The organism is Paraburkholderia sp. NPDC080076, from assembly GCF_050281145.1.
Taxonomy (GTDB): domain Bacteria; phylum Pseudomonadota; class Gammaproteobacteria; order Burkholderiales; family Burkholderiaceae; genus Paraburkholderia.
Window position 1 is genome coordinate 941,466 of the sequence record NZ_JBNNWQ010000004.1, and the last position, 22,126, is coordinate 963,591.

The window sequence follows — 22,126 nt, forward strand, 5'->3', positions numbered from 1 at the left end:
TAGCGAAACCGACAGGATCGACCCACCGCCTTGAAGACCACTCAGCAGCATCTGGAATTCACCGCACCGCGCGAAGACAACGCGCGGCTCGCCAACCTCTGCGGCCCGCTCGACGAAAATTTGCGCCAGATCGAGCAGGCGCTCGACGTGACGCTGCAACGCCGTGGCCACCGCATCACGATTCGCGGGCGCGGCGCGAAACTCGCGCTCACCGCGCTCGAGAACTTCTACAACAATGCCCGCGAGCCGCTGTCGGTCGACGACATCCAGCTCGCGCTCGTCGAAGTGCGCCACCCGGCGCGCCATCGCACGAACGGCAATGGCAATGGTCATAGCGACGCAGCGGGCGACGCGCGTTTCCCCGGCAATCCGGATCATCCGTTCGACCAGCCCGCCGACGCCGGCGACGACGACCTCGAAGAACTCGGCCCGAAGCTGTACACGCGGCGCGCCGACCTGCGCGGCCGCACGCCGGCGCAGCGCGAGTATCTGAAGCAGATCATCTCGCACGACGTGACCTTCGGCATCGGCCCGGCCGGCACCGGCAAGACCTATCTCGCGGTGGCTTGCGCGGTGGACGCGCTCGAACGCGATCAGGTCAAGCGCATCGTGCTGACCCGTCCGGCTGTCGAAGCGGGCGAGCGTCTCGGCTTTCTGCCGGGCGATCTGGCGCAAAAAGTCGATCCGTATCTGCGTCCTTTGTACGACGCGCTGTACGACCTGCTCGGCTTCGACAAGACCGCCAAGATGTTCGAGCGGCAGATGATCGAAATCGCGCCGCTCGCGTACATGCGCGGCCGCACGCTGAACCACGCGTTCATCATCCTCGACGAGGCGCAGAACACCACGCCCGAGCAGATGAAGATGTTCCTCACGCGGATCGGCTTCGGCTCGAAGGCGGTGGTCACCGGCGACACGACTCAGGTCGACTTGCCGCGCGGCCACAAGAGCGGGCTGATCGAAGCGCAACAGGTGCTGGCCGACGTGCGCGGCATTGCGCTCACGCGCTTTACCAGCGCGGACGTGGTGCGGCATCCGCTGGTCGCGCGAATTGTGGAGGCGTACGATGCGCATTCGCAGAAAACCGCCAGTCCGGCGGATTCACGCTAAGCGCCCGCAGCCGCAACGAACGCACTACAACGAAACCGCATGAGCCGCGCCCCGAAATTGACGTTGAATCTGCAATTCCCCGCCGCCAAGACCTGGCCGGAACACAAGGCGCTGCTGCCGCGCGCCACGGTGGCCGGCTGGATCAAGGCGGCCCTCTTCGCGGACGGCGAACTGACGGTGCGTTTCGTCGATGCCGAAGAAGGCCGCACGCTGAACCGCACCTATCGCGGCAAGGATTATTCGACCAACGTGCTGACCTTCGCGTACGCCGAATCGGAAGACGATCCGGTGACGGGCGACCTGATCCTGTGCTGTCCGGTGGTCGAGAAAGAAGCCGCCGAGCAGGGCAAGCCGCTCATCGCGCACTACGCGCATCTGCTCGTGCACGGCACGCTCCACGCCCAGGGCTACGACCACGAAGTCGAGGAAGAAGCCGAGGAAATGGAAGCGATCGAAACGGAAATCCTCGCCAAGCTCGGTTTTCCCGATCCCTACCAGTAGGCGTCGATCACCCGCACGTCGCAAACGTCCAACCAGTTCAAAACCGATCGTGAGCACCTCTTCCCCCGAAGCCGACACCCGAACGCCCTGCCCGGACTATCCCCCGGCACTCGGCGAATCGCGGCTCCTGACGGACGAGGAACTGCGCGCGTCGCTCGAATGCACGTTGCGCGACTGGGACCGCAAGAGCGACCTGTGGCTGTTCGGCTATGGTTCGCTGATCTGGAATCCCGGCCTGCCCACCGTCGAAGCCACCCGATCGAGGGTCCACGGTTATCACCGCGGGCTCTACCTGTGGTCGCGCGTGAATCGCGGCACGCCCGAGCAGCCGGGTCTCGTGCTGGCGCTCGATCGCGGCGGTTCGTGCACCGGCATCGCATTCCGGCTCGCGGCCGAAGGCTCGATGCCGCATCTCGAAGCACTCTGGCGTCGCGAAATGGCGATGGGTTCATACCGCCCGGCGTGGCTGCCGTGCGTGCTCGCCGACGGCCGGCGCGTCGATGCGCTCGCCTTCGTGATGCGCCGCGACGTGCCGAGCTACACCGGCAAGCTGCGCGACGACGTCGTCAAAACCGTGTTCGGCTGTGCGAGCGGTCGCTACGGCACCACGCTCGACTACGTCAGCCGCACGGTCCATGCGCTGCGTGAGAGCGGCATGCCCGACCGCGCGCTCGAAGCGCTGCTCGAACGGTGTCGCGAGGAGAGGCGCGAAGCAGACTTAAAAGCAGCCCAGAAAGCAGACCGGAAATAACCGTCACGAACGGCGCTTTTTTTCCTGAAAACGCTTTTCCGCGCGTAATCAGTTAGGATTGACCTACGCCCGCCCTCACGGCGGAGCCGCTTCACCCGAGCTTCACTCATCGCCCAGCCGGGCGGGACACGGTCCTGCCATGTGCCTGGTGTATCCTTAATGCTCTGCAACAGCGCGCCCAGTCTTGCCGGGCGCACTACCATGAACGACACGTATCCCAGTCGACGCCAAACCGACAAACCGCAGGAAAAACGCTCACTCCTCGAGCGTCTGACCGATTTCATCTCGCCTGAGCCCGACTCGCGCGCCGAACTTCTGGAAATACTGCAGGACGCGCACGAGCGCAACCTGATCGACGCCGACTCGCTGTCGATGATCGAAGGCGTATTCCAGGTGTCCGAACTGAGCGCGCGCGACATCATGGTGCCGCGTGCGCAAATGGACGCGATCAACATCGCCGACAATCCCGCCGAATTCATCCCTTACGTGCTGGAAAAAGCGCACTCGCGCTATCCGGTCTACGAGGGCAATCGCGACAACATCATCGGCGTGCTGCTGGCCAAAGATCTGCTGCGCTACTACGCCGAAGAAGAGTTCGACGTGCGCGGCATGTTGCGCCCCGCCGTGTTCATCCCCGAATCGAAGCGCCTGAACGTGCTGCTGCATGACTTCCGTGTGAATCGCAATCACCTCGCGGTGGTGGTCGACGAATACGGCGGCGTGGCCGGCCTGATCACGATCGAAGACGTGCTGGAGCAGATCGTCGGCGATATCGAAGACGAATACGATTTCGACGAGGAAAGCGGCAACATCATCGCCTCACCGGACGGACGCTTCCGCGTGCGCGCGCTGACTGAAATCGAACAGTTCAACGAAGCCTTCGGCACCCACTACTCGGACGATGAAGTCGACACGATCGGCGGACTCGTCACGCATCACTTCGGACGGGTGCCGCATCGTGGCGAAAAAGTCCGCCTCGACGATCTGATCTTCGAGATTCTGCGCGGCGACGCCCGCCAGATTCACATGCTGCTGGTGCGCCGCGATCCGCTCGCCGGCCAGCGCGAACGCGAAGCGCAGCACGTGCAGACCTGAGCGGGTCCCGGCCGGTTCTTTCTGCGCTTCTTCAACTCGCTTTTCAACCCGCTTTTCAACCTCTCACGCCGACCGCGCAACAATGGCCGACCCGATGACTTCCCGTTCGCGCCGCGGCGTGAACGCTTCTACCGCCGAGCAAACCCGCAGCCGCACGCTGCCTCGCTGGCACTACCTCGTCGCGCTGGCCGCGGGCGCGGCCAATACCCTCTCGTTCGCGCCGACGCCGCACGGCGGCTGGCTCGAACTCGCGATCTTCGCGTTCTTTTTCGCCTGGCTCACGCGCACCACCGGCTGGAAGAGCGCGGCGCTGACGGGCGGCGCGTTCGGCTTCGGCAATTTCGTGACCGGCGTGTGGTGGCTCTACGTCAGCATGCATTTCTACGGCGGCATGGCCGCGCCGCTCGCCGCCGCGGCCGTCGTGCTGTTCTCGCTGTATCTGGCGGTTTATCCGGCGCTGGCGGCGGGCGTCTGGTCGTTCTGCGCGGGTCACGCGCGCAACGGCGCAGCCGCCGACGACACGCCGTTTTCGCCGACCTGGCATGGCGCGCTGGCGTTCGCGAGCGCGTGGGCGATCGGCGAATGGCTGCGCGGCACGGTATTCACGGGCTTCCCGTGGCTCGCGAGCGGTTACGCTCAAGTGGACGGCCCGTTCGCCGGTTTTGCGCCGGTGGCGGGCGTGTACGGCGTCGGCTGGATGTTGGCGCTGGTGGCCGCGCTAATTGTGCAAGCGGTGCTAGCGTTGCTGTCCTCGCGCAAACCGGACCAGAGCGCCGATGCCAGCCGCAACGGCAACGGCGCGAAACCCGGCGTGGCACGCATCGTCGTGCCGGGCGCGATCGCGCTGGCGCTGGTCGCAGCCGGCCTGCTGCTGCCGCTCGTGCAATGGACCGTGCCGGCCAACGCGCCGCTGACCGTGCGCCTGCTGCAAGGGAACGTCAAACAGGAAATGAAGTTCGAGGAATCCGGCATGCGCGCCGCGATCGATCAGTATCAGCAAATGATCACCTCGAAGCCGGCCGATCTGATCGTCACGCCGGAAACCGCCATACCGGTGCTTGCGCAGCAATTGCCGGCGCCCTTCGCCTCGGCGGTGCGCAGCTTCTCGGACTCGACGGGCAGCGCGATCCTGTTCGGCGCGATCGGGGGCACCATCACGCCGGAAGGCCAGGTGATCGACTATACGAACAGCCTGTTCGGCGTCACGCCCGGCACGCGCGATGTGTACCGCTACGACAAACACCACCTCGTGCCGTTCGGCGAATTCGTGCCGTGGGGCTTCCGCTGGTTCGTCAACCTGATGAGCATTCCGCTCGGCGATTTCTTCCGTGGCGCGCCGGTGCAGAAGCCGTTCATCGTGCACAACCAGCCGGTCGCCGTGGACATCTGCTACGAGGACATTTTCGGCGAAGAGATTGCACGGACCATCCGCGAAAGCGATACGCCGGCCGGCGTGCTGATCAATTCGACCAATCTGGCCTGGTTCGGCGACACGATTGCGCTCGACCAGCATCTGCAGATCGCGCGCATGCGTTCGCTGGAAACCGGCCGTCCGATGCTGCGCGCGACCAACACCGGCATGACGGCCGCGATCGATGCGAACGGCAAGGTGCTCGGACGCCTCACTCCGTACACGATCGGCTCGCTCGACGTCACTGTGCAAGGCACCGCGGGCAGGACGCCTTACATTACGAGCGGCAATAACACCGTGCTGGCGGTTTCCTTGCTGCTGCTGGCGTTTGGCTTTGCGTTCGGCCCCGGCATTACGCGGCGCCGCAACGGCAAGCAATAAGCCGCGATTAAACCGCCTCGATCGCGCGTCGCCAATATGAAAAGCAGCGCGCGTGAATCGAGTCAACAAAAACCGCTGCAATAAAAAACGCGCGCCGCGGATTACCGCGAGCGCGCGTTTTAGTATCCGTCAAACTTTACTGGTTCGAAGCAATACGCTGCTGAATATGCTGCGCACGCGCCGGCGACGCCGGATGCGAACTCAACATGCTCGATTTACCACCGTCCAATGCCGAGAGCTTGTTGAATGCCGTCACCAATCCCGACGGATCGAGATTCTTCTTTTTCTGCACGTCGAACGAATAATCGTCGGCTGCGCTTTCCTGCGTTTGCGAGAATTGCGCGTTAATCAGCTTCTCCGAAAAATCACCGAGCTGCGAACCGGACAGCGCGCCCGCCACGCCACCGGCTGACGACGCCACCGAACGCGCCGCCGAAGTCGCATACGCGACCTGCATCGCCTTCTTCATGTGGCCGAGCGCCACGTGGCCCATTTCATGACCGACCACGCCGCGCACTTCGTTGTCGTTCATCATGTCCATCAGACCGCTGTAGACGCGCACGCAGCCGTTGGCCATGGCCCACGCGTTGACGTCCTTGGTCATGTACACCTTGTAGTTCACCGGCGTGCCGTTGATGTTGTCACCCAGTTGCGCGGCGATCTTGTTCAGGCGCTTCTGGTACTTGCTGTTCGCGGCGGCAATCTTGTTTTCACTGTCCAGCTGCGCGCACGACTTGTCGGTCAGGGCGCGCACGTCGGCGTCGCTCAACGTGGCAGCCTGAGTGGCCATCTGGCCGGACTTGATCAACGCCGACGGATCGACGCTGCTGACATTCGAGCATGCCGCAAATAAAGCACAGGCGGAAGCGGCAATGGCAAAGCGGTACGATTTCATGTGGAAGTCTCTCTGCGATGTTATTAATTCAGCGGCGCGCTTTTAATGCACCGCCTGTTCGCAACGGTTTCATACCGTCGGCAAAAGAAGCCGGATATGTAAATTGCATAAACCTGCATGAACACATTTGCGCCACGCGACAGACAAAAAAATGCGCCTGACGGGCAGGCGCATTTTTACCACAACGTAAGCTTTAATTCATGTTTCTGGAAGCTTTAATGACACAATTTTGCAAACTGCCCGATATTACTGACCACGCTATTCAAAACATCATCACCTCGCGGCCAATTAGCCGCTTATTCAGTCGGCCGGCATCGTATCGATGAACGACTGACGCAGTGAGAGCTTCTGGAAATGTTTGTCCAGATTCGGATACGGTTCGCGCCAGTTCAATTCCGGCATGCGGAAATCCAGATAACCCAATGCGCAACCCATCGCGATATCCGCGAGCGTGTAGTGATTGCCCGCGCACCACGGCTTGCTGCCCAATCCCTGTGCCATTGCGATCAGGGCTTCGTCGATCTTGCGCTGCTGACGCGCGACCCAGGCGTCCACGCGTTGCTCCGGCGCGCGCTGCGTGCCTTCGAGGCGAATCAGCACCGCCGCGTCCAGCACGCCATCGGCGAGCGCTTCCCAGCAGCGCACCTCGACGCGCTCGCGTCCCGACTGCGGAATCAGCTTGCCGACCGGCGACAGCGTATCCACGTATTCACAGATCACCCGCGAGTCGAACACCGCTTCGCCATCTTCCATTACGAGGCACGGCACTTTGCCGAGCGGATTGAAGGTGTGAATGCGGGTGTCCGGTGCCCAGACATTCTCGGGCACCAGTTCGTAGTCGATCTTCTTGTCGGCCAGCACGATCCGCGCTTTACGCACGAAGGGACTGGCGAGCGAACCGATGAGTTTCATCATTACCGTCTGCCTTTTCCTGAATCCGGCGAAAGTATAAGGGCTTGGCGCCGTTCACGAGCGCTCAGAAGCGTCACGCCGACGCTTCGCGAGCCGCACGGGGACTCGCTGTGGACGGATTGCAACAGCGCCGCGCGCGTGTCTGCCGCCACTTTCGCCAGTATCCCGCGCAAAATAACTCCGCGCATGGGCGCTACAATCTCACGATGAACCAGCTGACCGAACCCACCATCGCCATCGACGTCTACCGCACGCGCCGTGAGCGCGTACTCGCCGCGCTGCGGGCAGCGGGTGGCGGCGTCGCCATCGTCCCCACCGCGCCGGAGGCGTTGCGCAATCGGGACGCGGACTATCCCTACCGGCACGACAGCTACTTTTACTACCTGACCGGTTTCACCGAACCCGAAGCGCTGCTTGTGCTCGACGCCAGCGCCGCGCCCGGCGAGCCAGCTTCGGTGCTGTTCTGCCGCGAGAAAAACGTCGAGCGCGAGACGTGGGAAGGCTTCCGCTTCGGCCCGGATGGCGCGCGCGTGGCCTTCGGGTTCGACGCCGCGTTCGCCATCGGCGAAATCGACACGCAATTGCCGCGTTTGCTCGCCGACAAGCCGTCGCTGCATTACGCGCTCGGCGCCTCGGCGCAACTGGACGAACGGGTGCGCGGCTGGCTCGACGCGGTGCGGGCGCAAAGCCGCGGCGGTGTCGCCGCGCCCGCGGCCGCGTGCGATCTCATCCCGTTGCTCGACGAGATGCGGCTCATCAAGGACGATCACGAACTGGCCATCATGCGCCGGGCCGGGCAGATTTCCGCCCAGGCGCATCGCCGCGCCATGGCCGCGTGCCATCCGGGCATGCGCGAGTACGAACTCGAAGCCGAACTGCTCTACACATTCCGCAAGTTCGGCGCGCAGGCGCCGGCTTACACGTCGATCGTCGCGGCCGGCGCGAACGCCTGCGTGCTGCACTACCCAGCCGGCAACGCGATTGCTCAGGACGGCGACCTGATCCTGATCGACGCGGCCTGCGAACTCGACGGCTACGCCTCCGACATCACCCGCACCTTCCCCGCGAGCGGCCGCTTCACGCCGGCGCAGCGCGAGCTGTACGACATCGTGCTGGCCGCGCAGCAGGCCGCGATTGACGCCACCCGCGCCGGCGCCACCTTCGACGACCCGCACCAGGCCGCCGTGCGCGTGCTGTCGCAGGGCTTGCTCGACACCGGCATCATCGACCGCGCGAAATTCGCCACGGTCGACGACGTAATCGCCGAACGTGCCTACGCGCCCTTCTATATGCACCGCACGGGCCACTGGCTCGGCATGGACGTGCACGACGTCGGCGACTACCGCGAACGCGGCGCGCCGCGCGACGAAGCGGGCGCGCTGCCGTGGCGCACGCTGCAGGCGTCGATGACGCTGACCATCGAGCCCGGCCTGTATATCCGGCCGACCGAAGGCGTGCCCGAGCGCTACTGGAACATCGGCATCCGCATCGAGGACGACGCGATTGTCACGCCGACCGGTTGCGAACTGATGACGCGCGACGTGCCGGTCGCCGCCGACGAGATCGAGGCGCTGATGCAGGAAGCCCGCGCGGCCCACGAAGCAGCGAAGTAACTCGCAAGGAAGTAACACGTAATGAACGACGTTTCCCAGTCGACGGTGATCCTGAAGCCCGCCAAGGCCGGCCAACCCTTCGATTTCGACGTGACGATTGTCGGCGCCGGTCCGGTCGGGCTGGCGCTGGCCGGCTGGCTGGCGCGCCGCAGCGCGACGCGGGCGCTGAAGATCGCGCTCGTCGACGCGCGCGAGCCGGAAGATTCGATCGCCGATCCGCGCGCCATCGCCGTGTCTCATGGCAGCAGGATGATCCTGGAACCGCTGCGCTGGCCCGCCGACGCCACCGCGATCCACCGCATTCACGTCTCGCAGCGCGGCCACTTCGGCCGCACGCTGATCGATCACGGCGAGCACGGACTGCCGGCGCTCGGCTACGTGCTGCGCTACGGCTCGATCGTGCATGGCCTCGCCGAGGCGGTGCACGCGACTTCGGTGCACTGGTTCCGCTCCACCTCCGCCGCGGCGCCGACGCAGGAACTCGACGGCGTCACGCTGCCGATCGAAACCGCGGGCGTCACGCGTCAGTTGCGCACACGCATTCTGGTGAATGCCGAAGGCGGTCTGTTCGGTGATCAGAAGTCGTCAGGTCGAGTCGCGGGCAAACGCGCCGCCAAAGGCGCCAGCACGAGTGCGGACAGGCAAGTCGGCCATGGTGCCGCCGACGATGGCAACGCCCCCAGCCAAGCCGCCGACAGCGCGGCGAAAAGCGCTGATCGGCAAGCCGGCCGGGACGGCGAGGCCGCACGGCGCGCCGGCGGAGGCGTCGCCGAACCCGGCACGCGCGACTATGGACAGACCGCACTCGTCGGCACGGTGACTGTATCCGCACCGCAACCGCACGTGGCGTGGGAGCGCTTCACGTCGCAAGGCCCGATCGCATTGCTACCGATGGGCGGCGTGCGCGGCGCCGACTACGCGCTGGTCTGGTGCTGCGCGCCCGAGGAAGCCGCGCGCCGCGCGCAACTTTCCGACGAAGACTTCCTGCGCGAACTCGGCGCCGCGTTCGGCGACCGCATGGGCCGCTTTACGCACATCAAGGGACGCGCGTCGTTCCCGTTGGGACTGAACGCCGTGGAAACGCTCGTGAATGGCCACGTCGTCGCGATCGGCAACGCGGCGCAGACGCTGCATCCGGTGGCGGGTCAGGGCCTGAACCTGGGTCTGCGCGACGCCCACGCGCTCGCCGACGCCTTGTCGGCGGAAGGTCCGACCCCGCTCGCGCTAGCCACTTTCGCGCAACGCCGCGCGCTCGACCGGCGCATGACGATCGGTGCCACCGACACGCTCGCACGCCTTTTCACTATCGACTTCGCGCCGCTCGCGATCATGCGCGGCCTCGCCCTCACCGCGCTCGAATTCCTGCCGCCCGTAAAAACCGCGCTGGCACGGCAAATGATGTTCGGACAGCGCCGCTAGGCGCGCCGCCCGCTCGCGCCGCACGGAGTTTTTGCCTCACGCGAAAGGTGCCTCGCGAGCAGCGCCGGTTCTATGAATCGGCGCACTTTCATAGAAGATTTAATGGGTTACGACAGGCACATGTCGGGTGCCGGCTATCCGTTAACGCTAAAATAGCGGTTTTCTCTCGCATTTCGCCAACGCTCCGATTGACAGAAATTGACCAATCGGCCGCGCGCGCGTCCACCGCGTCCCACGTTATGCCTACTCTCGGCTCCCACAATCTGCGTAATAACCTGTTCGTCGCGCCCATGGCCGGCGTGACCGACCGGCCGTTCCGGCAACTGTGCAAACGGCTGGGCGCGGGCTATGCGGTGTCGGAAATGGTCGCCTCGAACGCGCAGTTGTGGAAAAGCGAGAAGACCATGCGCCGCGCCAATCACGCGGGCGAGGTCGAGCCGATCGCCGTTCAGATCGCCGGCGCCGATCCGGCCATGATGGCCGAAGCGGCCCGCTACAACGTGGCGAACGGCGCGCAGATCATCGACATCAACATGGGCTGCCCGGCCAAGAAGGTGTGCAACGTGGCGGCGGGTTCAGCCCTGTTGCAGAACGAGCCGCTGGTGCAGCGCATCGTCGAGGCGGTGGTGGGCGCGGTCGGCGTCGGGCCCGACGCGGTGCCCGTCACGCTGAAGATCCGCACGGGCTGGGATCGCGAGAACAAGAATGCGCTGAACGTCGCGCGTCTGGCCGAATCGGCCGGCATTTCGATGCTGACCGTGCACGGCCGCACGCGCGCCGACCTGTATCACGGCGACGCAGAATACGAGACCATCGCCGCGGTGAAAGCGGCGGTGCGCATTCCGGTGGTCGCCAACGGCGACATTACGTCGCCGCAAAAAGCACGCGAGGTGTTGGCCGCCACCGGCGCCGACGCCATCATGATCGGCCGCGCGGCGCAGGGGCGCCCGTGGCTGTTCCGCGAGATCGAGCATTTCCTGCAAACGGGCGAGTTGCTGCCGCCGCCGCGCATCGACGAAATCCAGCAGGTGATGAACGAGCATCTGGAAGACCACTACGCTTTCTACGGCGAATTTACGGGTGTCCGCACTGCGCGTAAGCACATCGGCTGGTACACTCGCGGCCTTTCTGGCGCCAACGTGTTCCGGCATCGCATGAATACGCTGGACACCACGCGCGAACAACTCCTCGCCGTCAACGAGTTCTTCGACGCACAAAAGGCGATCTCCGACCGCCTCGTCTACGTCGACGAAACGCTCAACAATAACGGCGAGCCGGACCATACCGACCGACTAGCAGCATGAGCAAGAACAATATCGAACAATCTGTCCGCGACAGCCTGGGGATGTATTTCCAGGATCTCGACGGCTCCAATCCGCACGACGTCTACGACATGGTGATTTCCTGCGTAGAAAAACCTCTGCTCGAAGTGGTGCTCGAGCAGGCCGGCGGCAATCAGTCGCTGGCCGCCGAGTATCTCGGCATCAACCGCAATACGCTGCGCAAGAAGCTGCAACAGCACGGTTTGCTGTAACCCGTTGTAATTCGTTGTAGTTTCAGGCGCCCTGCCACGTTTCCCTTCGGCTTTTCGTCTTCATCATGATCAAGCAAGCGCTCATCTCCGTTTCCGACAAGTCCGGCATCGTCGACTTCGCCAAGTCGCTGTCGGACCTCGGCGTCAAGATCCTGTCGACCGGCGGCACCGCGAAACTGCTCGCGGACGCGGGTCTCTCCGTCACCGAAGTCGCCGATTACACGGGCTTCCCGGAAATGCTGGACGGGCGCGTGAAAACGCTGCATCCGAAGGTGCACGGCGGCATTCTCGCGCGCCGCGACCTGCCGGAACACATGGCGTCGCTTGAAAAGCACGACATTCCGACCATCGATCTGCTGGTCGTGAATCTGTACCCGTTCGTGCAGACCGTGTCGAAGGAAGAATGCTCGCTGGAAGACGCGATCGAGAACATCGACATTGGCGGGCCGACCATGCTGCGTTCGGCCGCGAAGAATCATCGCGACGTGACGGTGGTGGTCGATCCGGCCGACTACGCGGTCGTGCTCGACGAAATGCGCGCGAACAGCAATGCCGTGTCGTACAAGACGAACTTCCGCCTCGCCACCAAGGTGTTCGCGCACACCGCGCAATACGACGGCGCGATCACGAACTACCTGACGAGCCTGACCGACGAACTGCAGCACGCGTCGCGCAACGCTTATCCGGCGACGTTCAACCTGGCATTCGACAAGGTGCAGGATCTGCGCTACGGCGAAAACCCGCATCAGAGCGCCGCGTTCTACCGCGATCTGAGCGTGCCGGCCGGCGCACTGGCGAACTACAACCAGTTGCAAGGCAAGGAACTGTCGTACAACAACATCGCAGATTCCGATGCGGCGTGGGAATGCGTGAAAACCTTCGACGTGCCGGCCTGCGTGATCGTCAAGCACGCGAATCCGTGCGGCGTGGCAGTCGGGGCGGACGCCAACGAAGCGTACGCGAAGGCGTTCCAGACCGACCCGACCTCGGCGTTCGGCGGCATCATCGCGTTCAACCGCGAAGTGGACGAAGCAGCGGCGCAAGCCGTGGCCAAGCAGTTCGTTGAAGTGCTGATCGCGCCGTCGTTCAGCGCCGAAGCGCGCAAGGTGTTCGCGGCGAAGCAGAATGTGCGTCTGCTGGAAATCGCGCTGGGCGAAGGCCACAACGCATTTGATCTGAAGCGCGTGGGCGGCGGCCTGCTGGTGCAGTCGCTCGACTCGAAGAACGTGCAGCCGCGCGAATTGCGCGTGGTCACGAAGCGTCATCCAACGCCGAAGGAAATGAACGATCTGCTGTTCGCGTGGCGCGTGGCGAAGTACGTGAAGTCGAACGCCATCGTGTTCTGCGGCAACGGCATGACGCTCGGCGTAGGCGCGGGTCAGATGAGTCGCGTGGACTCGGCACGCATCGCCAGCATCAAGGCGCAGAACGCCGGTTTGACTCTGGCCGGTTCGGCAGTGGCGTCGGACGCGTTCTTTCCGTTCCGCGATGGCCTCGACGTGGTGGTGGCGGCAGGCGCGACTTGCGTGATTCAGCCGGGCGGTTCGATGCGCGATGATGAAGTGGTCAGCGCGGCGGATGAGCACAATATCGCGATGGTGCTGACTGGGGTGCGGCACTTCCGGCATTGATTTGGGGTTTGGGTTTCAATAGCGGCGTCGGTTTCCTGGTGAAACCGGGTTGCTGGTGAGATTTGAGATTTAGAGAAACGGCCTGGCGGAATTTTCCGTCGGGCCGTTTTCTTTGGTGCGGCGCTTGTTCCGCGTGTGCCGTTCGTGCCGTTCGTGCCGTTCGTGCCAGCTGTGCAGCTTGTGCCGGTCGTGCCGTGCCCACGCCACGCTTTACGCGCCGCTCAGTCGTCCGGTTCCTTTCTCGCGTAGCCACCGCTCACGTCCGCGTGCTGGCTGATATAAGTGCTGAGCCCCTGCCCACGTCGCGCAAGACGCTTGAGCGCGGCGACATGCTGTGCGCCGACGCTCGCCTCGGTGTACCAATACACCACGCCGTGCCTGAAGCGGACCGCGACAAAATCGTCGCCGATTTCATAAGCCTCGACGCCTGAGTCGCCGCTGAGATTCCGATAGCGCTCCATGTGTGGTTGCCTCCTGCAGCACACGCAGCAGTTTTTATTCCGCTGACAGCGCCGCGCGCCGACCGCCACGCGGCACGTGTGTTGTAGTATCGCAAGCACCTGGTTTTTACCGCATTTGCGGCACCTCATGAGAATTCTCGGCATCGACCCCGGCCTGCGTGTGACCGGCTTCGGCGTGATCGACCAAAGCGGCCACACGCTCAGCTATGTCGCGAGCGGCGTCATCAAAACCGCCGACGCCGATCTGCCGTCGCGCCTCGGCACCATCTTCGAAGGCATCTCCACATTGATCCGCCAGCATTCGCCGGATCAGTCGGCGATTGAAAAAGTGTTCGTCAACGTCAACCCGCAATCCACCTTGCTGCTCGGCCAGGCACGCGGGGCGGCAATTTGCGGACTGGTCGCGGGCGGCGTGCCGGTCGCCGAATATACAGCCCTGCAATTGAAGCAAGCCGTGGTGGGTTACGGCCGCGCAACCAAGGAGCAGATGCAGCAGATGGTGGTGCGCCTGCTCAATCTCTCCGGCGTACCCAGCACCGACGCCGCCGACGCGCTCGGTATGGCGATCTGCCACGCGCACGGCGGCACGACGCTGAGTACGTTGGGCGGCATCGCGCCTTCGCTGGCGAAGAAGGGGCTGCGCGTGAGGCGCGGACGGTTGGTCGGATAGCGTGGCAAACGCGGCCCGCTGGCCGCCTTTGTGCCGCGCATGCGTGGCTCACGGCTCACGGCTCACGGCTCACGGCTCACGGCTCACGGCTCACGGCTCACGGCTCACGCAAGATGGTATGCAACGGCGCAGCCGCCTCAATCAATTCCGACTAGCCAGCGCAAGCCGGCAGGCCAATCCCGCGAACACCGTCCCCAGCAGATACTGCGGCAGCCGCGACGGCCGCTGCCCCGCCGACAGCTTGCGGCTCAGCTTGCTCGCCATCAGGATCACCGCGCCATTCACGCAGAAGCCGATCAGGTTCAACACGGTGGCCAGCACCATGATCTGCAACGCGACCGACCCCGCTTCGGGCCGCACGAATTGCGGAAACAGCGCGAGCACGAACAGCGCGACTTTCGGATTCAGCAGATTGGTGAAGAGGCCCTGGCGAAAAATGCGGCCAACCGGATAACGGCTCATCGACGCATTCGGCGCGAGCACCGTGCCTTGCGCGCGGAATGTTTTCCAGGCGAGATAGAGCAGATACGCGGCGCCGGCGAAACGCACCACATCGTATGCCATGGGCACGGCCAGAAAGAGCTGCGACAACCCGAACGCCGCGGCCAACGCATGACAATACGTGCCGACCAGAATGCCCGCCAGCGACGCAAAGCCCGCGGAACGCCCCTGGCTCACACTGCGCGAGGCAATCAGCAACATGTCGGGGCCGGGCGTGGCGGTCAACGCGAGACACGCGCCGGCAAACAGCGCGAGAGTGGTGAGGCTCAGCATGAAAGCTCCTTCTGGGTGAGTGGGATGAGAACCGCCAAAAGGGATCTCAGTCTATGGGGCGGCCTCGCGCGGGTCAACCGCGATTACGCGTAACTCGCGGGCCACTCGTCACTCATTTGCTGCGCTACACTCGCCCTTTCTCTCAGGATTGAATTCGCCATGATCGGTCGCATTGCCGGCGTTCTGCTGGAAAAAAACCCGCCGCATCTGCTCGTCGACTGCAACGGCGTCGGTTACGAAGTCGATGTGCCGATGAGCACGTTCTACAACCTGCCCTCCACCGGCGAACGCGTCGTGTTGCTCACGCAGATGATCGTGCGTGAAGACGCGCACCTGCTATACGGCTTCGGCACCGCCGAGGAACGCTCGACCTTCCGCGAACTGCTGAAAATTTCCGGCATCGGCGCGCGCATGGCGTTGGCGGTGCTGTCGGGCATGAGCGTGCACGAACTGGCGCAAACCGTCACGATGCAGGACGCGGCGCGTTTGACGCGCGTGCCGGGCATCGGCAAGAAGACGGCGGAGCGCCTGCTCCTCGAACTGAAGGGCAAGATCGGCGCCGATCTGGGCGCGATGGCGGGCGCGGCGTCGGCATCCGACCACGCCTCCGACATCCTGAACGCACTGCTCGCATTGGGTTACTCCGAAAAAGAAGCGTTGGCCGCCGTCAAAAACGTGCCGGCCGGAACCGGCGTTTCCGAGGGCATCAAGCTCGCGTTGAAAGCGCTGTCCAAGGGCTGACGCTCGCCCCTCGTTTCGACGTGCATGCGATGGCTGAAGCTTCGCACACGGCTGCGAGCCGCGCACCCTGGCCATTCGGCCGAGTTTCGCGGCGGGCGGCTCGCGGTACAATGAACGCATGATCGAAACCGACAAACTCGCCGCCGAGCGCATCATCGCGGCCACGCCCGTCTCGCCGAACGAAGAAGCGTTCGAGCGCGCGTTGCGTCCGCGCCAGCTCGAAGAATATGTCGGGCAGGAAAAAGTGCGCGGCCAGCTGGAAATCTTTATCGAGGCCGCCAAGCGCCGTTCCGAATCGCTCGACCATGTCTTGCTGTTCGGGCCGCCAGGCCTCGGCAAGACCACGCTCGCGCACATCATCGCGCGGGAAATGGGTGTCAATCTGCGGCAAACGTCCGGACCGGTGCTCGAGCGCGCCGGCGACCTCGCCGCGCTGCTCACCAATCTCGAAGCCAACGACGTGCTGTTCATCGACGAAATCCACCGTCTCTCGCCGGTCGTCGAAGAAATTCTGTACCCGGCGTTGGAGGATTATCAGATCGACATCATGATCGGCGAAGGTCCGGCCGCGCGTAGCGTGAAGCTGGACCTGCAACCGTTCACGCTGGTCGGCGCGACCACGCGCGCGGGCATGCTGACCAACCCGTTGCGCGACCGCTTCGGCATCGTCGCGCGGCTCGAGTTTTATAACGCCGAGGAACTGGCGCGCATCGTCACGCGTTCGGCGTCGCTGCTCCATGCGCAGATCCATCCGGACGGCGCGTTCGAGATCGCCAAGCGCGCGCGCGGCACGCCGCGGATTGCGAACCGCTTGCTGCGGCGCGTGCGCGATTTCGCCGAAGTGAAGGCCGACGGCAACATCACCGCGCAAGTGGCCGACGCCGCGCTCAAGATGCTCGACGTGGATGCGGTCGGCTTCGACCTGATGGACCGCAAGCTGCTCGAGGCGATCCTGCACAAGTTCGACGGCGGCCCGGTCGGCGTCGACAATCTGGCCGCGGCGATCGGCGAAGAACGCGACACGATTGAAGACGTGCTTGAGCCTTATTTGATCCAGCAAGGCTTCCTGCAACGCACGCCGCGCGGCCGCGTCGCCACGATGCTGACGTACCGGCATTTCGGCCTCGCCGCGCCCGACTCGTCGAGCGGCCTGCCCGGTCTGTGGGATTCGGCCGCGACCTGATCCGAACCACGTCGCGCGAGACCGAATCAGGATGTCCGACCAAACCAGGCAACCCAACTCTTCCAGCAGTCTCTTGCAGCTTCTCACCCGCAGGCTTCGCTCAAAGCTGGCCGCCGGGGTCACGCATCTGACAAGCGGCAGCGGTCCCACGCTCGACTACCTGTCGCCTCCGGGCGACCCCGGCCTGTTCGGGCCGGACTCGGAGTGCTGGAAAGTCCACGCCGATTTCACGTCGATGATGACGGGCGGCATCAGCGCGCTATTGCTGCAAGCGTTGCATCCGCTGGCGCTCGCCGGCGTGTGGGACCATTCGACGTTTCGCACCGACATTCTCGGCCGCCTGCGCCGCACCGCGACTTTCATCGCGGGCACGACGTACGGCAGCCGGCACGACGCGCTAGCGCTGGTCGAACGTGTGAAGCGCATTCATCTCGGTGTCAGCGGCGTCGCGCCTGACGGCCAGCCCTATCGCGCGAGCGAACCCGCGCTGTTGACGTGGGTGCATGTCGCCGAAGTGTCGAGCTTCATGACCGCGCACTTGCGCTATGTGAATCCGTCGCTGCCCGTTGCCGCGCAGGATCAGTATTTCGCGGAGACCGCGCGCATTGCCGAGATGCTCGGCGCGTCGGACATTCCGCGCTCGCGAGCCGAGATCGACGCTTACCTGCTCGCGATGCAGCCCGGGCTTGTGGCCAGCGAACGCACGCGCGAAGTCGTGAGGGTTCTGATGACAGCGCCCGCCCCGAGCGTTTCGATGCGACCGGCCGGCGTGTTGATGTTCAACGCCGGCGTCGATCTGCTGCCCGATTGGGCACAGGCAATGTTGGGATTTCAGCGCTACGCGGCGCTTCGCCGTGCGATGGCGAGGCCGGGTGTGCGGTTGGTGGCGCCTGTCATTCGTTGGGCGCTGGTGAATGGTGTGTCGAAACGGGCGCGGCGCCGTGTGGCTGCAGGTGTACGCGAGCCGGAGTAACGCGAGCGACGGCGCTCGTACGCGCGCAAGCCGCCCAATCAAACGTCAGTTATTCGAGCCGCGCGAGTATGCGTGCAAACCGCCGCGTCAGTCGTCAGGGACGAGAACCGCTCAGGGCTCGTACACAAACTGTCACGCCAAACGCCGGCGGCGCGAATGTGCGCGACCGTTCCGGGTCAGACACGCAAACTCGTGCCGTCCTGTAGGCCCGCCAATCAACGCCCCGGCTCCGGCACCTTCTTGAAACTATCATCCGCACTCGGCGCATCGAGATGCGAAACATCCGCCCACGACACGATCGTCGCCTTGCCATTGTCGAAATCCACCGTGTTCACGCTCGTGTTCAGCAGCGGATAGTCACGCGGCGCATCGAGCGGCAAGCCACAGGCAAAACGTCGCACGCAATCAAGCACGCCGCCGTGCGCGACGCAGGCAATCCGTCCACCGGGATGCGCGGCGACCAGCGGTTCGATCGCGTGCAGCACGCGATGGTAGAGCGTGCGTTGCGACTCGCCCTCCGGCGGCGCGAAGCCCGCGTCACGCGTTTGCCAGTGCGCGTATTCGTCGGGGAAACGCAGGGCGATCTCGTCGCTGTCGTGGCCCTGGAACGCTCCGTATGAACGCTCGCGCAGGCCTTCGCGCAACTGCAGCGGCAAGCCGAGCGCATCGGCGATCGGCTGGGCGGTTTGCTGCGCGCGTTGCAGATCGCTCGAATAGATCGCGTCGAGCCGTGCGCCCTGCTTCGCCTCGTCGGCCATGCGGCGCGCAAGGCGCTGCGCCTGAGCCAGCCCTGACGTGGCGAGCGGAATGTCGATGTGACCTTGAATGCGCTTGATGCGGTTCCAGTCGGTCTCGCCGTGTCGGATGAACAGAATCTGCGTCGTCATGGAATGAAAGTGGGCGCCATTAGCCGGTTATGCCGAGCCGCTATTGTCGCAAAAGCGGCTGGAGGATGGATGCGCGCACCACGGCGCGCATTGAAGGACAAAATTCAGGCGTTCGTTTGCAGCCAGAACGTGACCGGCCCGTCGTTGACGAGCGACACCTGCATGTCCGCGCCGAATTCGCCGGTCTCGACGATCGAATGCTTCGCCCGCGCGGCCGCGACGAAGTAATCGAAGAGGCGCTTGCCTTCATCGGGCGGCGCGGCCGGCGTAAAGCTCGGACGCAGGCCGCTGTTGGTGTCCGCGGCCAGCGTGAACTGCGACACGAGCAGCAAACCGCCCGCGCGGCCGGCGCCGTCGAGATTTTGCACGGAGAGATTCATCTTGCCGGCGGCATCGCTGAAGACGCGATAGCCGAGCACCTTGGCGAGCAACCGGTCGGCGGCCGCCTCGGTGTCGCCGCGTTCGGCGCAGACGAGCGCGAGCAGGCCCGCTTCGATCGCGCCGGTTACGCGGTCCGCCACGCGCACTTCCGCGCGCCGCACGCGCTGGATCAGCGCGATCATCGGCGTGACTCCGGTTGCGACGTGCGGCGCATCAGGCCGTCAACGTGACGCGCGCAAAACGGCGCTTGCCGACCTGCACGACGTATTCGCCGGCCTCGACTTTCAGGCCCTTGTCGGCCACGGTCGCGCCATCGATCTTCACGCCACCCTGCTCGATGTTGCGCAGCGCTTCGCTGGTCGACGGCACGAGGTTGGCCTGCTTGAGCAACTGGCCGATCGCGAGCGGTGCACCCGCAAGCGTCACAGCCGGGATATCGTCCGGCACGCCGCCCTTCGCGCGATGGTTGAAGTCATCCAGCGCGCGCTCGGCATCGGCTTGCGAGTGGAAGCGCGCGACGATTTCCTGGCCGAGCATCACCTTGAAATCGCGCGGATTGCGGCCCGCTTCGATTTCCTTCTTGAAGCCCGCGATTTCGTCCATCGGACGGAACGACAGCAGTTCGAAGTAACGCCACATCAGCACGTCGGAAATGCTCATCAGCTTGCCGAACATGTCGGTCGGCTTTTCGCTGATGCCGATGTAGTTGTTCTTCGACTTCGACATCTTCTCGACGCCGTCCAGCCCTTCGAGCAGCGGCATCGTCAAAATGCACTGCTGTTCCTGGCCGTATTGCTTCTGCAGCTCGCGGCCCACCAGCAGGTTGAACTTCTGGTCCGTACCGCCGAGTTCGAGGTCCGCGTTCAGTGCGACGGAGTCGTAGCCCTGCATCAGCGGATACAGGAACTCGTGAATCGAGATCGGCACGCCGCCCTGAAAACGCTTGGTGAAATCTTCGCGCTCGAGAATCCGCGCCACCGTGTAGCGCGACGCGAGCTTGATCATGCCGTCGGCGCCGAGCGGCATCGACCATTCGCTGTTGTAGCGGATCTCGGTCTTGTCGCGATCGAGCACGAGCGCGGCCTGCTCGAAATACGTCTTCGCGTTCGATTCGATCTGTTCGCGCGTGAGCGGTGGCCGGGTGGCGTTACGGCCCGACGGATCGCCGATCAGCGACGTGAAATCGCCGATCAAAAAGATCACGGTGTGGCCGAGATCCTGCAACTGGCGCATCTTGTTCAACACGACCGTATGGCCGATGTGGATGTCCGGTGCAGTCGGATCGAGCCCGAGCTTGATGCGCAGCGGCTTGCCAGTCGCCGCGCTCCTCGCGAGTTTTTGCGCGAATTCGTCTTCGATCAGCAGTTCGTCGACACCGCGTTTGGTGACCGCGAGGGCGTGACGGACTTCGTCGGTGATCGGGAAGGCGGGGCTGGGCTTAGTGGACTCGGTGCTCATGCTGGAAACGTGAAGTCGCGAAAAAAGGAGATTGTCCCATAGATGCGCGCCGCCGCGCCCACTGACGCAGCCGCAAGCGCCCCGCCGACGCGCGATTTCCGCGTTCGGCGGCCCGCAGCCGGCGTCGCGACGCTTTATATTCGACCGCGCTTCGCCCGATAATCTGCTACAACGGATCGCAACGAACCATCGAGAGGAGCAGCAACGTGGCGCAAGACCCCGCAGACGGCGTCTACTTTGGATTGATGTCCGGCACCAGCATGGACGGCGTGGATGGCGTGGCCGTCAAGTTCGCGCAAGGGAAGCCACCGGTAGTGCTGGCCGAGGCGTTTGTCGGCTTTGCCGCGGGCCTGCGCGACGCATTGTTCGCGCTCCAGCAACCCGGCGACAACGAGATCGAGCGCGAGGCGCTGGCCGCCAACGCGCTCGCCACGCGTTACGCGGTGTGCTGCCATGAACTGCTGCACGGCAGCCGCGTGCCCGCCGCTGAAGTGCGTGCGATCGGCGTGCATGGGCAGACGGTGCGACATCGGCCGGAAAAGGGTTATACGCGGCAGATCAACAACCCGGCGCTGCTCGCGGAAATGATGCATATCGACGTAATCGCCGATTTCCGCAGCCGCGACGTCGCGGCCGGCGGCCAGGGCGCACCGCTCGTGCCGGCTTTTCACGCCACGGTGTTCGGCGCGAAGAACGAAACGCGGGTGGTCTGCAATCTCGGCGGGATCAGCAATATCACGATCCTGAACGCAACCGGCAGCGTGCGCGGCTTCGACTGCGGGCCGGCCAACGCGCTCCTCGACGAATGGGCGCAGCGCCATCTCGGCAAACCCTTCGACGAGAACGGCCATTTCGCGGCGGGCGGCCAGGTGGATCGCACGCTGCTGAACGCCTTGCTCGATGAGCCCTTTTTCGCCCAACAGCCGCCGAAGAGCACTGGCCGCGACCTGTTCAATGCGGAATGGCTCGACGCGAAGCTACAGCCGTTCGCCGGGCTCGACCCCGCCGACGTGCAAGCGACGCTGGTCGCGCTCACCGCGGTGACAGTCGCGCGCGAAATCGAGCGGCACGCGTCGGATGCGAGAGCGGTCTATGTCTGCGGCGGCGGCGCGCGTAATCCGGAGATTCTGAAGGCGCTGCAGCAGGCACTGGAGGAGAGCGGCGTCAGCGGCGTTCCCGTGATGACGACCGATGCGCTCGGCGTGCCGCCGAGCCAGGTCGAGCCGCTGGCGTTCGCCTGGCTTGCAATGCGCTGCGTGGCGCGTCTGCCGGGCAATCTGCCCGCGGTCACGGGCGCGTCGGCCGAGCGCGTGCTCGGGGCGATCTATCCGCGCTGATCACCTTA

Annotated in this window: 22 protein-coding genes; 15 read left to right on the top strand and 7 right to left on the bottom strand. The window is 64.4% G+C overall.

Going from position 1 to position 22,126, the window contains the following annotated elements:
• Positions 1–30 precede the first annotated feature (30 nt).
• The 5 genes from ACQKRQ_RS21355 (at position 31) to lnt (ending at position 5,249) form a co-directional block, all read left to right on the top strand.
• A complete protein-coding gene (locus tag ACQKRQ_RS21355) occupies positions 31–1,110 on the top strand; it encodes a PhoH family protein (protein ID WP_132373158.1) in 1,080 nt (359 codons plus the stop codon).
• Positions 1,111–1,149: 39 nt separating this feature from the next.
• Complete coding sequence (ybeY, locus tag ACQKRQ_RS21360) at positions 1,150–1,611, top strand: rRNA maturation RNase YbeY (protein WP_408318587.1); 462 nt, start codon at positions 1,150–1,152, stop codon at positions 1,609–1,611.
• Between the two features lie 49 nt (positions 1,612–1,660).
• Entirely contained in the window at positions 1,661–2,362 is a 702-nt protein-coding gene (locus ACQKRQ_RS21365; protein WP_132373155.1) for a gamma-glutamylcyclotransferase, read from the top strand.
• A 201-nt stretch (positions 2,363–2,563) separates the two neighbouring features.
• The gene (locus ACQKRQ_RS21370) at positions 2,564–3,457 is read left to right on the top strand and encodes an HlyC/CorC family transporter (protein ID WP_091799238.1); all 894 of its coding nucleotides are present in this window, start codon (positions 2,564–2,566) and stop codon (positions 3,455–3,457) included.
• Positions 3,458–3,539: 82 nt separating this feature from the next.
• Positions 3,540–5,249: an apolipoprotein N-acyltransferase gene (gene lnt / locus ACQKRQ_RS21375; protein ID WP_427479198.1), complete on the top strand. Its 1,710-nt coding sequence runs from the start codon at positions 3,540–3,542 to the stop codon at positions 5,247–5,249.
• 136 nt (positions 5,250–5,385) lie between these two features.
• On the opposite strand, the gene ACQKRQ_RS21380 is transcribed toward lnt, so the two are convergent.
• The gene (locus ACQKRQ_RS21380) at positions 5,386–6,144 is read right to left on the bottom strand and encodes a M48 family metallopeptidase (protein ID WP_427479200.1); all 759 of its coding nucleotides are present in this window, start codon (positions 6,142–6,144) and stop codon (positions 5,386–5,388) included.
• A 300-nt stretch (positions 6,145–6,444) separates the two neighbouring features.
• The gene (locus tag ACQKRQ_RS21385; protein WP_132373149.1) at positions 6,445–7,059 is read right to left on the bottom strand and encodes a glutathione S-transferase C-terminal domain-containing protein; all 615 of its coding nucleotides are present in this window, start codon (positions 7,057–7,059) and stop codon (positions 6,445–6,447) included.
• 203 nt (positions 7,060–7,262) lie between these two features.
• Here ACQKRQ_RS21385 and ACQKRQ_RS21390 point away from each other — a divergent pair, with 203 nt between their 5' ends.
• The 5 genes from ACQKRQ_RS21390 to purH all read left to right on the top strand — a co-directional run bounded on the left by ACQKRQ_RS21390 (position 7,263) and on the right by purH (position 13,253).
• Positions 7,263–8,669 carry an aminopeptidase P N-terminal domain-containing protein gene (locus ACQKRQ_RS21390; RefSeq protein ID WP_427479203.1) on the top strand — a complete coding sequence of 469 codons (1,407 nt, stop codon included), beginning with the start codon at positions 7,263–7,265 and terminating at the stop codon, positions 8,667–8,669.
• Positions 8,670–8,690: 21 nt separating this feature from the next.
• Positions 8,691–10,088, top strand: coding sequence for a UbiH/UbiF/VisC/COQ6 family ubiquinone biosynthesis hydroxylase (locus ACQKRQ_RS21395; protein WP_427479206.1), 1,398 nt, complete (start codon positions 8,691–8,693; stop codon positions 10,086–10,088).
• 239 nt (positions 10,089–10,327) lie between these two features.
• Positions 10,328–11,392 carry a tRNA dihydrouridine synthase DusB gene (dusB, locus tag ACQKRQ_RS21400; protein WP_408181117.1) on the top strand — a complete coding sequence of 355 codons (1,065 nt, stop codon included), beginning with the start codon at positions 10,328–10,330 and terminating at the stop codon, positions 11,390–11,392.
• Positions 11,389–11,622, top strand: coding sequence for a Fis family transcriptional regulator (locus tag ACQKRQ_RS21405; RefSeq protein WP_007180440.1), 234 nt, complete (start codon positions 11,389–11,391; stop codon positions 11,620–11,622). The genes dusB and ACQKRQ_RS21405 overlap by 4 nt, the downstream gene beginning before the upstream one ends.
• A 65-nt stretch (positions 11,623–11,687) precedes the next feature.
• The gene (gene purH, locus ACQKRQ_RS21410) at positions 11,688–13,253 is read left to right on the top strand and encodes a bifunctional phosphoribosylaminoimidazolecarboxamide formyltransferase/IMP cyclohydrolase (protein ID WP_427479209.1); all 1,566 of its coding nucleotides are present in this window, start codon (positions 11,688–11,690) and stop codon (positions 13,251–13,253) included.
• A 221-nt stretch (positions 13,254–13,474) separates the two neighbouring features.
• Here the strand turns inward: purH and ACQKRQ_RS21415 are convergent, their stop codons facing one another.
• On the bottom strand, positions 13,475–13,714 hold the full coding sequence (locus tag ACQKRQ_RS21415; protein ID WP_427479211.1) for a hypothetical protein: 240 nt from the start codon (positions 13,712–13,714) through the stop codon (positions 13,475–13,477).
• A 127-nt stretch (positions 13,715–13,841) separates the two neighbouring features.
• Between ACQKRQ_RS21415 and ruvC the strand changes: the two genes are divergently transcribed.
• Complete coding sequence (gene ruvC, locus ACQKRQ_RS21420; protein WP_132373137.1) at positions 13,842–14,384, top strand: crossover junction endodeoxyribonuclease RuvC; 543 nt, start codon at positions 13,842–13,844, stop codon at positions 14,382–14,384.
• 141 nt (positions 14,385–14,525) lie between these two features.
• On the opposite strand, the gene ACQKRQ_RS21425 is transcribed toward ruvC, so the two are convergent.
• Positions 14,526–15,158, bottom strand: a complete 633-nt coding sequence (locus tag ACQKRQ_RS21425) for a LysE family translocator (protein WP_132373135.1) — start codon at positions 15,156–15,158, stop codon at positions 14,526–14,528.
• Positions 15,159–15,317: 159 nt separating this feature from the next.
• Here ACQKRQ_RS21425 and ruvA point away from each other — a divergent pair, with 159 nt between their 5' ends.
• From ruvA to ACQKRQ_RS21440, 3 genes are all read left to right on the top strand, one after another.
• The gene (gene ruvA / locus ACQKRQ_RS21430) at positions 15,318–15,899 is read left to right on the top strand and encodes a Holliday junction branch migration protein RuvA (RefSeq protein WP_007180436.1); all 582 of its coding nucleotides are present in this window, start codon (positions 15,318–15,320) and stop codon (positions 15,897–15,899) included.
• A gap of 118 nt (positions 15,900–16,017) precedes the next feature.
• Complete coding sequence (gene ruvB, locus ACQKRQ_RS21435) at positions 16,018–17,082, top strand: Holliday junction branch migration DNA helicase RuvB (protein WP_132373133.1); 1,065 nt, start codon at positions 16,018–16,020, stop codon at positions 17,080–17,082.
• A 31-nt stretch (positions 17,083–17,113) separates the two neighbouring features.
• Entirely contained in the window at positions 17,114–18,055 is a 942-nt protein-coding gene (locus ACQKRQ_RS21440; RefSeq protein ID WP_427479214.1) for an oxygenase MpaB family protein, read from the top strand.
• Positions 18,056–18,270: 215 nt separating this feature from the next.
• On the opposite strand, the gene ACQKRQ_RS21445 is transcribed toward ACQKRQ_RS21440, so the two are convergent.
• The 3 genes from ACQKRQ_RS21445 to tyrS form a co-directional block, all read right to left on the bottom strand.
• Positions 18,271–18,942 carry a histidine phosphatase family protein gene (locus ACQKRQ_RS21445; protein ID WP_427479216.1) on the bottom strand — a complete coding sequence of 224 codons (672 nt, stop codon included), beginning with the start codon at positions 18,940–18,942 and terminating at the stop codon, positions 18,271–18,273.
• 104 nt (positions 18,943–19,046) lie between these two features.
• Positions 19,047–19,505, bottom strand: a complete 459-nt coding sequence (gene dtd, locus ACQKRQ_RS21450; protein ID WP_064268828.1) for a D-aminoacyl-tRNA deacylase — start codon at positions 19,503–19,505, stop codon at positions 19,047–19,049.
• Between the two features lie 31 nt (positions 19,506–19,536).
• Positions 19,537–20,781, bottom strand: a complete 1,245-nt coding sequence (tyrS, locus tag ACQKRQ_RS21455) for a tyrosine--tRNA ligase (protein ID WP_132373125.1) — start codon at positions 20,779–20,781, stop codon at positions 19,537–19,539.
• A 206-nt stretch (positions 20,782–20,987) separates the two neighbouring features.
• Between tyrS and ACQKRQ_RS21460 the strand changes: the two genes are divergently transcribed.
• A complete protein-coding gene (locus ACQKRQ_RS21460) occupies positions 20,988–22,118 on the top strand; it encodes an anhydro-N-acetylmuramic acid kinase (RefSeq protein ID WP_427479218.1) in 1,131 nt (376 codons plus the stop codon).
• Positions 22,119–22,126 lie beyond the last annotated feature (8 nt).

Bases quoted from the DNA above. Each gene is read 5' to 3' on its own strand.
- ACQKRQ_RS21395 (WP_427479206.1), top strand. From the start codon at position 8,691: ATGAACGACGTTTCCCAGTCGACGGTGATCCTGAAGCCCGCCAAGGCC.
- dtd (WP_064268828.1), bottom strand. From the start codon at position 19,505: ATGATCGCGCTGATCCAGCGCGTGCGGCGCGCGGAAGTGCGCGTGGCG.
- ACQKRQ_RS21390 (WP_427479203.1), top strand. From the start codon at position 7,263: ATGAACCAGCTGACCGAACCCACCATCGCCATCGACGTCTACCGCACG.
- ACQKRQ_RS21415 (WP_427479211.1), bottom strand. From the start codon at position 13,714: ATGGAGCGCTATCGGAATCTCAGCGGCGACTCAGGCGTCGAGGCTTAT.
- ACQKRQ_RS21445 (WP_427479216.1), bottom strand. From the start codon at position 18,942: ATGACGACGCAGATTCTGTTCATCCGACACGGCGAGACCGACTGGAAC.
- ruvB (WP_132373133.1), top strand. From the start codon at position 16,018: ATGATCGAAACCGACAAACTCGCCGCCGAGCGCATCATCGCGGCCACG.
- ACQKRQ_RS21425 (WP_132373135.1), bottom strand. From the start codon at position 15,158: ATGCTGAGCCTCACCACTCTCGCGCTGTTTGCCGGCGCGTGTCTCGCG.
- ACQKRQ_RS21370 (WP_091799238.1), top strand. From the start codon at position 2,564: ATGAACGACACGTATCCCAGTCGACGCCAAACCGACAAACCGCAGGAA.
- ACQKRQ_RS21380 (WP_427479200.1), bottom strand. From the start codon at position 6,144: ATGAAATCGTACCGCTTTGCCATTGCCGCTTCCGCCTGTGCTTTATTT.
- ruvA (WP_007180436.1), top strand. From the start codon at position 15,318: ATGATCGGTCGCATTGCCGGCGTTCTGCTGGAAAAAAACCCGCCGCAT.
- tyrS (WP_132373125.1), bottom strand. From the start codon at position 20,781: ATGAGCACCGAGTCCACTAAGCCCAGCCCCGCCTTCCCGATCACCGAC.
- ACQKRQ_RS21385 (WP_132373149.1), bottom strand. From the start codon at position 7,059: ATGATGAAACTCATCGGTTCGCTCGCCAGTCCCTTCGTGCGTAAAGCG.
- ACQKRQ_RS21405 (WP_007180440.1), top strand. From the start codon at position 11,389: ATGAGCAAGAACAATATCGAACAATCTGTCCGCGACAGCCTGGGGATG.
- ACQKRQ_RS21440 (WP_427479214.1), top strand. From the start codon at position 17,114: ATGTCCGACCAAACCAGGCAACCCAACTCTTCCAGCAGTCTCTTGCAG.
- ruvC (WP_132373137.1), top strand. From the start codon at position 13,842: ATGAGAATTCTCGGCATCGACCCCGGCCTGCGTGTGACCGGCTTCGGC.
- lnt (WP_427479198.1), top strand. From the start codon at position 3,540: ATGGCCGACCCGATGACTTCCCGTTCGCGCCGCGGCGTGAACGCTTCT.
- ybeY (WP_408318587.1), top strand. From the start codon at position 1,150: ATGAGCCGCGCCCCGAAATTGACGTTGAATCTGCAATTCCCCGCCGCC.
- purH (WP_427479209.1), top strand. From the start codon at position 11,688: ATGATCAAGCAAGCGCTCATCTCCGTTTCCGACAAGTCCGGCATCGTC.
- dusB (WP_408181117.1), top strand. From the start codon at position 10,328: ATGCCTACTCTCGGCTCCCACAATCTGCGTAATAACCTGTTCGTCGCG.